This is a genomic window from Mycolicibacterium rhodesiae, assembly GCF_002086695.1.
GTDB classification, from domain to species: Bacteria; Actinomycetota; Actinomycetes; order Mycobacteriales; family Mycobacteriaceae; genus Mycobacterium; species Mycobacterium rhodesiae.
In genome coordinates this window covers 79,538-92,384 of sequence record NZ_MVIH01000005.1, presented here as the reverse complement: position 1 = coordinate 92,384, position 12,847 = coordinate 79,538, and the positions used below count along the sequence as shown (strand labels likewise).

At 67.4% G+C, this 12,847-nt stretch carries 13 protein-coding genes; 4 read left to right on the top strand and 9 right to left on the bottom strand.

From position 1 onward, the window contains the following. Window positions 1-24: 24 nt before the first annotated feature. From malQ to BST42_RS12640, 4 genes are read left to right on the top strand one after another with little or no spacing between them, the layout of a single operon-like run. Window positions 25-2,166: a 4-alpha-glucanotransferase gene (gene malQ / locus BST42_RS12655; RefSeq protein WP_435406031.1), complete on the top strand. Its 2,142-nt coding sequence runs from the start codon at window positions 25-27 to the stop codon at window positions 2,164-2,166. Between the two features lie 3 nt (window positions 2,167-2,169). Then, complete coding sequence (locus BST42_RS12650) at window positions 2,170-2,667, top strand: NUDIX hydrolase (RefSeq protein ID WP_083119018.1); 498 nt, start codon at window positions 2,170-2,172, stop codon at window positions 2,665-2,667. A 9-nt stretch (window positions 2,668-2,676) separates the two neighbouring features. Continuing rightward, the gene (locus BST42_RS12645; RefSeq protein WP_083119016.1) at window positions 2,677-3,558 is read left to right on the top strand and encodes an LLM class F420-dependent oxidoreductase; all 882 of its coding nucleotides are present in this window, start codon (window positions 2,677-2,679) and stop codon (window positions 3,556-3,558) included. Further along, window positions 3,555-4,010: a nuclear transport factor 2 family protein gene (locus BST42_RS12640; RefSeq protein ID WP_083119014.1), complete on the top strand. Its 456-nt coding sequence runs from the start codon at window positions 3,555-3,557 to the stop codon at window positions 4,008-4,010. Before BST42_RS12645 ends, BST42_RS12640 begins: the two co-directional genes overlap by 4 nt. Before the next feature lie 73 nt (window positions 4,011-4,083). Here the strand turns inward: BST42_RS12640 and BST42_RS12635 are convergent, their stop codons facing one another. Genes BST42_RS12635 through BST42_RS12595 form a run of 9 tightly spaced genes read right to left on the bottom strand, consistent with a single transcriptional unit; the run spans window position 4,084 to window position 12,845 of the window. Beyond that, complete coding sequence (locus tag BST42_RS12635; RefSeq protein ID WP_083119013.1) at window positions 4,084-5,121, bottom strand: isopenicillin N synthase family dioxygenase; 1,038 nt, start codon at window positions 5,119-5,121, stop codon at window positions 4,084-4,086. Further along, window positions 5,118-5,693 (bottom strand): hypothetical protein, encoded by a 576-nt coding sequence (locus tag BST42_RS12630; protein WP_237159394.1) that lies wholly within the window; start codon window positions 5,691-5,693, stop codon window positions 5,118-5,120. The genes BST42_RS12635 and BST42_RS12630 overlap by 4 nt, the downstream gene beginning before the upstream one ends. Beyond that, complete coding sequence (locus tag BST42_RS12625) at window positions 5,690-6,700, bottom strand: allantoicase (protein WP_083119011.1); 1,011 nt, start codon at window positions 6,698-6,700, stop codon at window positions 5,690-5,692. The genes BST42_RS12630 and BST42_RS12625 overlap by 4 nt, the downstream gene beginning before the upstream one ends. Next, window positions 6,697-7,443 (bottom strand): aspartate/glutamate racemase family protein, encoded by a 747-nt coding sequence (locus BST42_RS12620; protein ID WP_083119010.1) that lies wholly within the window; start codon window positions 7,441-7,443, stop codon window positions 6,697-6,699. The genes BST42_RS12625 and BST42_RS12620 overlap by 4 nt, the downstream gene beginning before the upstream one ends. Then, window positions 7,440-8,786: an allantoinase AllB gene (gene allB / locus BST42_RS12615; protein ID WP_110918584.1), complete on the bottom strand. Its 1,347-nt coding sequence runs from the start codon at window positions 8,784-8,786 to the stop codon at window positions 7,440-7,442. Before allB ends, BST42_RS12620 begins: the two co-directional genes overlap by 4 nt. After that, window positions 8,783-9,616 (bottom strand): N-acyl homoserine lactonase family protein, encoded by an 834-nt coding sequence (locus tag BST42_RS12610; RefSeq protein WP_083119008.1) that lies wholly within the window; start codon window positions 9,614-9,616, stop codon window positions 8,783-8,785. Before BST42_RS12610 ends, allB begins: the two co-directional genes overlap by 4 nt. Before the next feature lie 5 nt (window positions 9,617-9,621). After that, window positions 9,622-11,202: an ABC transporter substrate-binding protein gene (locus BST42_RS12605; RefSeq protein WP_083119007.1), complete on the bottom strand. Its 1,581-nt coding sequence runs from the start codon at window positions 11,200-11,202 to the stop codon at window positions 9,622-9,624. After that, entirely contained in the window at window positions 11,199-11,840 is a 642-nt protein-coding gene (locus BST42_RS12600) for a cysteine hydrolase family protein (protein WP_083119005.1), read from the bottom strand. Before BST42_RS12600 ends, BST42_RS12605 begins: the two co-directional genes overlap by 4 nt. Continuing rightward, entirely contained in the window at window positions 11,841-12,845 is a 1,005-nt protein-coding gene (locus BST42_RS12595) for an ABC transporter permease (RefSeq protein WP_083119003.1), read from the bottom strand. Window positions 12,846-12,847: the final 2 nt, after the last annotated feature.

The window sequence follows — 12,847 nt, the reverse complement described above, 5'->3', positions numbered from 1 at the left end:
CGAGGTTACGGGCAACCAAGCAAGATGGCACACATGACTGCTTCGTCGCTGGCCGAACTCGCCCATCGGTTCGGTGTGGCCACCGAGTACTACGACTGGACCGGGCGGTCCGTCCCGGTCGAGGAGGACACCCTGGTGTCGGTGCTGGCCGCGCTCGGTGTCCAGGCCGGCACCGAAGAGGGCCGCGCCGCAGCGCTTTCGGCCGAAGACACCCGGTATTGGTCCCGGTCACTGCCGCCGACGATCATCGGTCGCGCCGACAGTGAGACCTCGTTCTGGGCGCATGTCACCCATGGCGACCCGGCGTACGTCTGGGTCCGGTTGGAGGACGGCACAGTACGCACCGGGGTGCGCCAAGCCGACAACTTCACCCCACCGCACGACCTGGACGGAAGGCTGGTGGGTGAGGCGACGTTCGTGCTGCCCGCCGATCTGCCGCTGGGCTATCACCGCGTCCACTTGAGCTCAGGTGGTCAGGAGTTCAGTACGCCGCTGATCGTCACCCCGGCCTGGCTGGGGCTGCCTGCCCGGCTCGGCGCACGGCGGATGTGGGGACTGGCCACCCAGGTCTACAGTGTGCGCTCCAAGAACTCTTGGGGCGTAGGCGATCTCGGTGACCTCACCGATCTCGCCGTGTGGGCCGGGGCGCGTCACGGTGCCGGCTACATCCTGGTCAACCCGCTGCAGGCGGCCGCGCCGACCCGGCCCATGGAGCCCTCCCCCTACCTGCCGACGTCCCGGCGGTTCACCAATCCGATCTATCTGCGGGTCGAGTCCGTTCCCGAGTTCGCTCAGCTGCCCAAGCGCGGCCGGGTGTGGAAGTTGCGGGCCGCGGTGCAGGCCCGGTCACGCAAGATTGATGCCATCGACCGCGACTCGGCGTGGTCCGCGAAACGTACTGCGCTGAAAGCGATTTACCGGGTCCCCCGGTCCGCGGGCCGCGAGCTCGCCTTCGAGGCCTTCAAAAAGCGGGAAGGCCGGGCCCTCGACGACTTCGCCACCTGGTCGGCGCTGGCCGAGAAGTACGGCGGCAACTGGCGGAAGTGGCCGAAAGGCCTGCGGCATCCGGCCGGCCCCGACGTGACCGAGTTCGTCCACCGGCACGCCTCGGCGGTGGAGTTCCACCGCTGGCTGCAGTGGCAGCTCGACGATCAGCTCGCGGCCGCACAATCCCAGGCCGTCCGCACCGGGATGGCGCTGGGCATCATGCACGACCTCGCCGTCGGCGTGCATCCCGACGGCGCGGACGCCTGGGCCCTGCAGAACGTGTTGGCCACCGGGGTCGCCGCCGGCGCCCCTCCCGACGAGTTCAACCAGCTCGGCCAGAACTGGTCGCAACCGCCATGGCGGCCGGATCAGCTCGAAGAGCTTGGCTACCAACCTTTTCGGGATCTGATCGCGGCGATCCTGCGGCATGCAGGCGGTGTCCGCATCGATCACATCATCGGACTGTTCCGGCTGTGGTGGATCCCGTCCGGCGCCGCGCCGACGAAGGGCACCTACGTCCGCTACAACCACGACGCGATGATCGGGATCGTCGCACTCGAAGCGCACCGGGCCGGCGCCGTCGTCGTCGGCGAGGATCTGGGCACGGTGGAACCGTGGGTACGTGACTATCTGCGGGCCCGCGGCGTGCTGGGCACGTCGATCCTGTGGTTCGAACTGGACCGCGACGGCGGCGGCGGGCCGCTGCAAGCCCAGCGCTGGCGGGAGTTGTGCTTGTCCTCGGTGACCACGCACGACCTGCCGCCGACCGCCGGGTACCTGGCCGGTGAGCACGTGCGGTTGCGTGACGAGCTCGGCCTGCTCACTCGCCCGGCCGAGGAGGAACTGGCCGACGATCGCGCCGAGCAGGCAGCGTGGCTGGCCGAGCTTCGCCGGGTCGGCCTGCTCGGCGACGACGCCGATGAGGAGCAGGTGATCCTGGCCCTGCACCGGTATCTCGCCCGCACCCCGTCGCGGTTGTTGGCGCTGGCGTTGACCGATGCGGTCGGCGATCGGCGCACCCAGAACCAGCCCGGCACCACCGACGAGTACCCGAACTGGCGGGTCCCGCTGACCGGGCCCGACGGCTCGCCACTGTTGCTCGAGGATGTGCTGACCGACCCACGGGCGCAGACGCTGGCGGCGGTGATGCAGTCCGCGACCGCGCCACACCCGGAGTAGCGAGTGCCGAAATACAGCGCGGGCGTACTGCTGCACCGACATGTCGACGGCGTGGTGGAGGTGCTCATCGGGCATCCCGGCGGGCCGTTCTGGGCACGCAAGGACGACGGCGCGTGGTCTATTCCCAAGGGCGAGTACGACCCCGATACCGACGATGCGTGGGCGGCCGCACGGCGTGAGTTCGCCGAGGAGTTGGGATCCGATGTGCCGCAGGGCGACCGGATCGAATTCGATGCGGTCAAACAGCCGAGCGGCAAGGTGTTGACGGTGTTCGCCATCCAGGCGGACCTGGATGTGGCCCAGGCACAGAGCAATACCTTCAGCATGGAGTGGCCGAAAGGCTCGGGGCGGATGCAGGAGTTCCCCGAACTGGACCGGGTCGGATGGTTTCCGGTGGCACGAGCGCGCCACAAGTTACTCAAGGGCCATGTGGTGTTCCTGGACCGGCTGATGGCTCATCTGGCGGGACTGAGCGAAGGCGATCCGGAGACTGCGGGTTAGCCTCGCGACGTGAAGTACGCCGTCGTCGCTCCCATTGCCGCGGGGGTCACCGCGGACCCCGTGTGGATGACGGAGTTCGCCCGCCATCTCGAGACGTGTGGTTTCGAGTCGATCATCATGGCCGAGCACACGGTGCTGGTGACGCAGTACACCAGCGTGTATCCCTACGACCCGTCCGGTCGGGTCGAGGTGGCTCCCGAGTGCCCGGTGCCCGACCCGCTGGAGATGCTGGCGTTCCTGGCCGGCCGGACCACCACGCTGGGTCTGGCCACCGGGGTGCTGGTGTTGCCCAACCACCACCCGGTGATGCTGGCCAAGCGGGCCGCCACCGTCGACGTGCTGTCCGGCGGACGGCTGCGGCTGTGTGTCGGGGTGGGCTGGTTGCGGGAGGAGATCGAATCCTGCGGAGCCGATTTCACCAGCCGGGGCCGCCGCGCGGACGAGCAGATCGAGGTGCTGCGAGCACTGTGGGCCGACAATCCCGGTGGCGTGAGCCACCACGGCGAGTTCTACGACATCGACCACGCGATGTCGTATCCGAAACCGGTTGCAGCCGAGGGAGTTCCGATCCACGTCGGCGGGCACAGCCGATTGGCGGCGCGCCGGGCCGGACGCCTCGGCGACGGTTTCCAGCCACTCGGGGTCGGTGGCGCCGAGCTTGCCACCCTGGTCGAGGTGATGCGGCTGGCCGCCGAGGACGCCGGGCGCGACCCCGCCTCTTTGGAGTTGTCGCTGGGGCATCTGGTGACGAAGGTGGACGCCGACCGTGCCGGCCGGCTTGCCGACGTCGGAGCCGGGCGGCTGGTGCTGGGGATGCCTGCGGTAACCGACATCAACGAAGCCAAGGACCTTCTGTCGGCCTGCGCGCAGCGCCTGGGTTTGCGGCCGTGACACTTTCGGTTTCCGATCGGTCGGACCTGTCGAGCGTCGTGCACCGCTACGCCGCGGCGGTCGACGATCGCGATGTCGAGAGCGTGATCGGACTGTTCACCGTCGACGGCGAATTGGTCCTGCCCGACCCGCCGGAGGTGCTGACCCCGGCGCGGTCGCACCGCGGCCCGGACGCCATTCGCGAGGCACTCGCCGCAGTGACCAGCGTCGGCCGGACCCACCACGCCATCGATTCCGAGGTCTATACCGCCGGTCCGAATCCCGCTGTCGCGCGGGGTCGTATCGCGGCGACCGCACACCATTGGAGCCGCGGCCCCGAGGGCATCGGCGATCTGGTGTGGTATCTGCGCTACGACGACGACTATCAGCGATCGGAGTCGGGCTGGCTGCTGACCCGCCGCGCCCTGACCATCGATGCGATCGAGACGCGCCCCACCCGTCGCGTGCGCTGAGGACAACCCACCGAGCGTGGGCGTTGTCGGTGGTGTGCCGCAACTTCTCCGACGACAAGCCGCACGCTCGGCGTCAGTTGCGGGACTGCAGCGCCTGCTGGCCGAACGTACCGGTCTCCAGTGAGCCGTCCGGCAGGACCAGATCGCCGCTCTCGAGCCGGGACCGCAGGTAGGCGAATGTCTGCGCGGTCTGGGCGAACAGGTGCTCTCCGGCCACCAACGCCGGTCGCGACTCCTCGTCGGCGGTGACGAACTGCGGCAGCGGCTGCACCACGGTGTGGTAATCGACGTTGAAGAACAGCGGGAACGAGTACCGCTCCTGCTTGACCTTTCGCACTCGGTGCGACGTGGCCACGAAGGCGCCGTTGGTCCACAGCTCGAGCATGTCGCCGACATTGACCACGAACGTGCCGGGAATCGGTGGGACGTCGATCCATTCCCCGGCTCCGTTGAGGACTTCGAGCCCGGGTGCGGTGGGCTTGAGCAGGGTGAAGCACTCGTAGTCGGTGTGTGCGCCGATGCCCTGGGCGTCTTCGGCGTCCGGGTTGTGCGGATAGTAGATCAGCCGCAGCTGGCTCGGTGTCTTGGTGGCGTGCCTGGTGAAGGTGTCCGGATCCTCTCCGAGCGCGACGGCGAAGGCGCCCAACAGATCCTGCCCGACGCCCAACACCGCCTGGTAGTACTCGGTGACCGTGTCGGCGAAGCCGGGAACGTCCGGCCACACGTTGGGCCCGAGCATCGGGTTGCCTGCCAGGTGGTCGGGATCGTCGGCGGGCAGGTCCAACGCGGTGTCGAACGCTTCCTTGAAGTCTGGCTTGTCGCTGTAGAACCCTTCCTCACCCACCGGCACGTAACCGCGATGACAGTTCGACAGCCCGATGTAGGACTTCATCTTCTCCGCCAGCGGTAGCCCGAAAAACTGCTTGGTGGCGTCGAGGAGCCGATCGAAAAGTTCGTCGCTGACCGGGGTCCCCGAGATGTAGAAGAACCCGACCTCGCGTGCCGCCGCGCCGAGTTCGCCTGCGACGCGGTCACGGTCGGCAGGGTTGGCGGACCGCAACCCACTGATGTCGATGACGGGTACCGATTGAAATGATGTCGCCCCACTCACAGTGTCACGCTTCCTTCGCTTTCGTTGATGTCCCAGGCGATGTCGTCGTCGACTCGTAGCTGTTCTGACTGGATTCGAGGACGCAACAACGCCCCGACTCGGTCCGGATGGCTTGATTCAGCGATCCACCAATCGGTTCCGCTGACAACCCCGAGGGAGATCTCCTGCGGGTGGGCCCAGCCGAACCGGTCCCCCACTCGCACCAGAACACCCGCCGCGTCCGGCGCCGACAGCACCAGTCCCCAACAGGGTTGTCTGGTGCCGGCTTCACGCTGCCAGTGCTCGGTGTAGTCGGCGTGCACACCGATCTCCACGAGAGTGTCACCGGCCCAGCTCATTCGGCCCGCATCGGGAAGCTCGGGCGGCTGCAGGTCGACCAGACGGTCCCATTCGAAGACGTCGTCGTGCTGGCCGAGCCGGCCTGCGAAACCCTCCCCCGGCCCGCGAAGATCGACGAACATGGAGATGCCTTGCAGCCAGAGCACATTCGTTCCGGTGTCGCGAGAGCCGTCGGCCTCGATCAACAACGTCCGTCGCCACAGTCCGGTGCAGTCGACAACCAGCGGAATCATTGCGACGCATCCCATCTCGTCTGCAACTCGGCGAACCCGGATGCGGTGGGCCGGCCCAGCGCCCGGACCCGGGCGATGCCGCCGTCGGGATACGCCTGCACCCGAATGGCGGTGATCGCGGGGGCATCGACCACGAAGACCTGCCGCGCGTCGGCGATCAGGCGCGTGCGGGGCAGCACCACCTCGTCGAAGGTGAGTGCCCACCACGGGCGTCGGGCATCCGGCCGGTCACGGGTACCGAGAACGGACACCTCGCGGGATGCATTGAACACGAAGTACGAGGTGTCGATTTCGATGCGGGCCAGATCGGTGGATGTCAGAAACGAGATCGTCACCGCGTCGTGGGTGTCGGGTCCGATGTCACGGCGGCGACGGGCTTCCCAGCCCGATCCCATGTTCTGCGGGCGGTCCGCGGCGATCAGTGCCCGTGCGTCGGCGTAGAACGTGTCGCTGCAGTGCTCGACACGCCCGCCGTGCTCGGCGCCGGAGACCTCGACGGTCACCCCCGACCACAGCGCCGGGTCGGGAACGGGCTCGCCGTAGGCCCGCAGCCTGGCCACCCCGCCGTCGGATGCGATCACCAACTTGAGGTGGGTGTAGCGACGCGGGTCGTCAACGGCGATGGCGTTGTGCGCGTCGGCTTTCAACGCTGTCATCGGCGACAGCAGCCGCCAGTCCACCCGCGCATCGCATGGGTCGGTGCCGGCCGCCAGCGTTGCCGCGTACAGCGTGGCGCCGGTGGGATGGTTTCCGGTGAAGTACCGGGTGTCGACGTCGATGGTGCGCAGCCGTCCCGGCACTCCGAGGCGGATGATGACCCAGTCCGGTGCGGGTGCGTGCCTTCGGGTCTCCCAGCCGTCGACGACTTCACCCCGCAGGTCGAAAGTGCCTGGCACGAAGTCGGGTTCGGCCGCGTCGATCAGCCGCTCTTTGACGCCGAACGACTCGTCGCTGGCCGCCACGACGCTACCGCCGACCGCGCGGCAGGCCAGGTCCAGTCCGGTCATGTGTGTAACCCCTGCGATAGTGGCCAGTGCGTGCGTGCGTTGTCGGGTCCAGCGGCGTAGACACCGGCCTTGCTGGTGGACAGGTTCAAGCCGACCAACATCTGCGCCAGACCCACCGCAGCGGCCACCCCGTCGACGGCGGGCACCCCCAGTTTCTCGGTGATCGCGGCGGTCACCCCGGCCATCCCCGCGCAGCCCAGGCAGATCACGTCGGCGCCGTCCAGAGTCACCGCACGTTCGGCTTCGGCGACGATCGCGGCGACCGCGGCGGCGGGGTCGGCGTCGACCTCGGCGGTGCCGAGGCCGCACGCCCGTACCGAAGCGCAGTGCGCCGCCAGTCCGGCCAACAACAGCCGGTCCTCGATCGGCGCGATAGACCGGGCCAGGGTGGTGACCACCGAGAACCGTCTGCCGATCAGCTGCGCGACGTGGGCGGCCGATTCGGCGATGTCGAGCACCGGCACGTCGAGCATCTCCTGCAGCGCATCCTTGCCGTGTTCACCGAAGCCGGCCAGCACCACGGCATCGGCGTCGAATGTCCCGGCGGCGAGCTGGGTGGCGACGACGTCCATCACCCCGACGGCCGAAAGGTAACTTTCCGCGGCGGAGTCGATCGCGACGGATCCGAAAGAGGGTTGCACGGTGACGATTTCGGTCTCGGGTGCGGCGGCCGCCCTGGCCGCGGCGTCGATCTCCGCCGTCATCGTCGCCGAGGTATTCGGGTTGAGCACCAGTATTCTCATGCCGGCTCCCGCAGTCCGGCGACCAGCAGATCGCCGCGACTGTCCTGACCGGCCATGCGTCCGGCCCGCCAGGTCTGACGGGTAGCACCGGTCAGCGAGGTGCCCTCGTACGGGGTCATCGCATGACGGTGCCGCAGGTCGGCACCCCGCACCACCCACGCGGCGTCGGGGTCGAACACGCAGAAGTCGGCGCGTTTGCCTGCGGCGATCACTCCACGGTCGGTCAGGCCGGCGAGTTCGGCGGGCGCCTGCGCCATCCACCGGCACACCTCGGGCATATCGAATCCCCGCCGGCGTGCCTGAGTCCACAACGCGGGCAGGGCGATCTGCAACGAGCTGATGCCACCGAAGGCACGACCGAAGTCACCGCCGGTCAGGTCTTTGTGGCGCGGGGCGCACGGCGAGTGATCGGAGACCACCATGTCCAGCGTTCCGTCGGCCAGCGCGGCCCAGAGCAGGTCGCGGTTGTCCTTGCCGCGGATGGGCGGACAGGCCGCGAACACCGTCGCACCCTCGGGGATGGTCTCGGCGGCGAAAGTCAAGTAGTGCGGACATGTTTCGGCGGTGACCGGAAGACCCGCCGCCTTGGCCTCGGCGATCATCGGCAGCACCTCGGCACTCGAGACGTGCACGATGTGGGCTCGGGCGCCGGTCTCGGCGACCGCGTCGAGCACGATGCGCACCGCATCCTGTTCGGCAGCGTCGGGCCGTGACCGCAGGAATTCGCCGTACGACCGTCCACCCGGTACCGGGCACCCGGTCAGCACTCGTTCGCTCTCGGCATGCACCAGCAGCACCGAATCCAGTTCGGCCACAACGGCCATCGCCGCCCGCAGCTGGTCGGGGTCCAACGGCGGAAAGTCGGCGTTCCCCGATTCGGAGAGGAAGCATTTGAAGCCGAGCACTCCCGCGCCGGCGAGTTCACCGAACGACTCGAGATTGCCGGGCACGATGCCGCCCCAGAATCCGGTGTCGACGCGGCATGCGCCGTCCGCCGCGGAACGTTTGGCCTCCAACGCCGCCACCGTGGTCGTCACCGGGTCACAGTCCAGCGGCATGTCCACCACCGTGGTGATGCCTCCGGCCAGCGCCGCCGCCGTAGCGGAGTCGAAGCCCTCCCAGTCGGTACCCGGCTCGTTGATGTGGACATGGGTGTCCACCAGTCCGGGTAACAACACCATGTCGGGACCGAGCACCGTCTCGTCGGCGCCGCCAAAATTCCCGTCGATTTCGGTGACGACGCGAATCACGCCGTCTCCCAACCCAATCGCGGCCGACTGGACCATACCGTCGATCACCGCGCGCGGCGCGCGAATGACGTGCTCGACGGCGGCCGTGGTCACGGTGGTGGCACCGGGCCGAACCGCTCCGCGAAGGTCCTCGTCAGCTCCGGCCAGACATGCGGGTCGTGGCCGGGCACCAGCTCGTAACCCTTGTCGGTGGCCAGCCTCTTCAGCCTTCGGATCGGCTCGACCGTCTCGGCCGGGTCGACGTCGATGAACCCGCCGATCGGCAACTCGTGCTCGATGTTCTCGGTGAGGTCGGCGGCGTCGAACGCGAACACGAATCCGCCGCCGCCCACCGACTCGTCGAGGTCGACGACGAAGCTCTGATGCCCGGGCGTGTGGCCGTAAGTGGGCACCGCGGTGATACCGGGTGCGATCTGCGCTTCACCGTCGGCCAGCACCCAGTCGATGCGGGGATCGTCGAAGTCGATGCGGTTGATCGCGTTGTGTTCGGGCTCGGGATGGTTGGAAAGCCCGTACTCCAGCTCGCGGCGCTGCGCATGCACCGGGACCTTGCCGGCGAACAACTTCACGCCGCCCGCGTGGTCGTGGTGCAGGTGCGACAGCGCCACGAGGTGGATGTCGTCGACGTCGATCCCGATGTCGTGCAACGACTCCTCGATCGGCTCGCCGGGTCCTGGGAGGACCGGGATGTACTCGACGGTCGGGAAGAACCGCCGGTACAACGCCGGATCGCGGATCAGTGCGGTGTTGAACCCGGTGTCGAGCAACACCCAGCCACCGTCGGTCTGCAGCAGCACACCGGGAACCGGCTCACGCATCCGCAGCTCGGGTGGCGCCCCGTAGACCGACACCGACTTGGGCAGCTCCTCCCAACCCAGGGTCAGTAGGACGATCCGGCGAACTTTCCCGTCTCCCAGGACCATTCGGCTCAGCCTACCGACAGCGCGGCCAACCGCAGCGTGTTCGGATCGGTCACCACATGCGCCTGCTCCACGCCCTTGAGCCACGGCTGGGCCACCATGAAGTCGTTGACATTGGCGATGTTCAGCCAGCAACCGGTCTTCACCGCTTCCTCACCGGCGGTGGAGAAGGCCGCGAGGTCACCGGTGGGCAGACCCTTGGCCAACGCGTCGGTGATCGGCGGGGCCGAGCAGCCGAAGAAGTTCAGGCCGCCGTCGGCGTCCCAGGAGATGTGCCCCCAGGTGTAGGGCGACGGCGCATCAGGCCAGCCGAGGTAGGTCATGATCTCCGGCGCCGCCTGACCGTCACCGCCGACCCATCCGTAGATCTCCGACGTCGGGTAGGCCTGGACCTTGGCATTGAGTCCCGCCGCGGCCAGCTGGGTCTGAACCAGGTTGGAAATCAACTGGTTATCGGGGTTCGACGAGTCGTAACCGATGGTGACCGACTTCTGGTCGGCGGGCAGACTCGCCGCCAGCGAGGTCAGCACGGACGGATCATGGGTCACCGATTGCTTGCCGTACTCGGCGGCCATCATGTTCGCCGGGTAGATCTGGTCAGCCTTCTTGCCGCGGCCGAAGTAGGTCTGCTTGACCAATTCGTCGACGTCGATCGCCTGCATGACGGCGTTGCGATTCTTCGCGTCGGTCATCATCCCCTTATTGGGGTTGATGTAGACGAAGTTCGACATCATCGTCGGCAGTGAGTAATTCGTGAACGACTTGTTGTCCAGGTAGGACTGCACCGCCGAGGACGGCAGGTCATGCAGGATCGCGGCGAGCTGACCGTTGTTGAACTGCAGCTGCTGCGCCGAGACATCGGTGATCACCGGCAGTTCGACCTTCTCGAAATACGGCTTCGCGCCCCAGTAGTCGCCGAAGGCGGTCAACTGGTACTTCGAACCCACCTCGGCGGCGGTCAACGTGTACGGACCGGTGCCCAGGTCGTGAGTGGTCAGATAACCCTGCGCGTGGTCGGTGCCGGCATTCTTCTGCAACCCGTCCGGACTCATCATCCGCGGACCATAGGGGCATGCCAGGTAGTCCAGGAACGCCGAGTTCGGCGCCTTGAGCGTGACGGTGACGTCGTAATCGCCCTGGGTGGTCACCGATTCGACATCGGACACCATGTATGCGGGTCCCTGATTGACCGCTGCGCGCCGGTCGAAGGACGCCTTGACCGCAGCCGAGGTGAAGGGCGTGCCGTCGTGGAACTTCACGCCCTGACGCAGCTTGAAGTTGAAGACCTTGTTGTCCGGCGACGCCGTCCACTCGGTCGCCAGCAGCGGCTGGAGCTCCGCCTTGTCGGTGCCGCCCTTGTACTGCAGCAGACCCTCATAGGTGTTGGTGGTCAGCAGCAGGCCCTGGCCGGCGTAGTAGATGTCGGGGTCCGGCGGCTGGCCCGGATCCTGCAGGAACGACAGCTTCAGCACCTTGTCGGTCGGAGCCGCGTTCGGGGTGCTGCCGCCGCCGGAATTCGAACCGCCACAGGCGGTCAGGGCCAGGGCTGCGGTCGCGCCGATCGCGAGCAGCGTGGTGAGTTTCTTCATCGGGCGGCTCCTTCGAGTACCGGAGTGGTGAGGGATGCGAAAGCGTCGAGGATCTCTTCGGTGGTCCGCGTGGCGCCGGTCTGCAGGTACTCCATGGCATCCAATGCGGCTTCGTGCCGGTACACCGATGAGCCACCGACGCAGTCGGACACCACTCGCACGTGGAAGTCGCGCTGATGGGCGTCGGCGAAGGTGTAGTGCACGCACACGTCGGTCAGCCCGCCGATCAGGATCAGCGTGTCGGCCTTCAACCCGGACAGCACGATCTCGAATTCGGTTCCGATGAAACCGGAATACCGCCGCTTGACGATGTGGAACTCGTGATTGGGGCCGGTGAAGTCGGGTAACAGCTCGGGATGCAGCGGGGTGCCGGGCCTGCCGTCGATGCAGTGCGGTCCTTCGACACCGTCGAGTTCCCGGCCGAAGTCGATGCCGTTGGCGCGGTGCACCTCCTGGAAGAACACGATCGGGATGGTCGCGGCACGCGCGGCGTCGATCAGTTGCCGCGCCCGGCCGATTCGGTCGGCATAGCCGGCCATGTGCGGGATGCCCACCTCCTCGACGGGCATGTCGCCGCTTTCTTGCATGTCGACGACGACCAAGACCGGATTGCCCACTATGAGTGGCTGTTTCGGCACCTATCCTCCTGTAACTGCGATGCGGGGGTCTGCGGCGGCCTGGAGAAGATCCACGACCGTGTTGATGAAGACGTAGAGGGCGCCGAGCATCAGCGTGACGCCGGCGATCGCCGGGAAATCGGCCACCGGGATGCTCTGGGCGATGTACTGGCCGATGCCCGGCCAGCCGAAGACCTGCTCGACGACCAGCACGCCGGCGAACATCAGGCCGACCTGCAGTCCGGTCATCGACAACGCCGAACCGACGCAGTTTCGCAGGACGTGACCGGCCACTATTCGGCTCTCCGACAGTCCTTTTGCCCGCGCGGTGCGCACATAGTCGCTGTCCATATCGGTGAGCAGGCTGGATCGCAGCACCCGGCCGATGGCGACCGCCGGGCCCAGCGCCAGCACCAGGGCGGGCAGGATCAGGTGGTGCAGGGCATCGGTGACAACGTCGAAGCGCCCGCTGAGCAGTCCGTCGACGGTCAGCAGTCCGGTGGGGCCGGTCGGCGGGTTGCTGATCCCGATGCGGCCGTTGGCCGGCACCCAACCGAGCTTCTGGTAGAAGACGATCAGCCCCAGGATTCCGAGCAGGAACATCGGCGCCGAGGATCCGGTGAACAGAATCGCCCGCAGCACAGCCGATCCCCGCCACTTCAGGGTGGTGCTGAATGCCAGCAGCACGGCCAGCACCAGCGCGATGCCGATTCCGTAGAGCGCCAGTTCCAGGGTGGCCGGGAAGAAGCTGCCGAGGTCGGATGCGACGGCGTGCCGAGTCCGGTACGACGTTCCGAGGTCGCCCTGAACCGCGCCGGTGAGGTAGTGCCAGAACTGAGTGACGATCGGGTCGTTGAGGCCCAACGCTTCTCGGCGTGCGGCCACCGCCGAGGCGGACGCCTGGGCACCCATCTGGGCCTTGACCGGGTCAAGCGGTGAAATGTGTTGCAGCACAAACATCACGGCGGTCAGTGCGACCAGGATCACCAGCGTCGCCGCCAGTCGGGAGGCGATGAACGTTTTCACCG

Coding starts and splice junctions, on each gene's coding strand:
- malQ (WP_435406031.1), top strand. CDS start 25: ATGGCACACATGACTGCTTCGTCGCTGGCCGAACTCGCCCATCGGTTC.
- BST42_RS12630 (WP_237159394.1), bottom strand. CDS start 5,693: ATGATTCCGCTGGTTGTCGACTGCACCGGACTGTGGCGACGGACGTTG.
- BST42_RS12625 (WP_083119011.1), bottom strand. CDS start 6,700: ATGACCGGACTGGACCTGGCCTGCCGCGCGGTCGGCGGTAGCGTCGTG.
- BST42_RS12620 (WP_083119010.1), bottom strand. CDS start 7,443: ATGAGAATACTGGTGCTCAACCCGAATACCTCGGCGACGATGACGGCG.
- BST42_RS12610 (WP_083119008.1), bottom strand. CDS start 9,616: ATGGTCCTGGGAGACGGGAAAGTTCGCCGGATCGTCCTACTGACCCTG.
- BST42_RS12605 (WP_083119007.1), bottom strand. CDS start 11,202: ATGAAGAAACTCACCACGCTGCTCGCGATCGGCGCGACCGCAGCCCTG.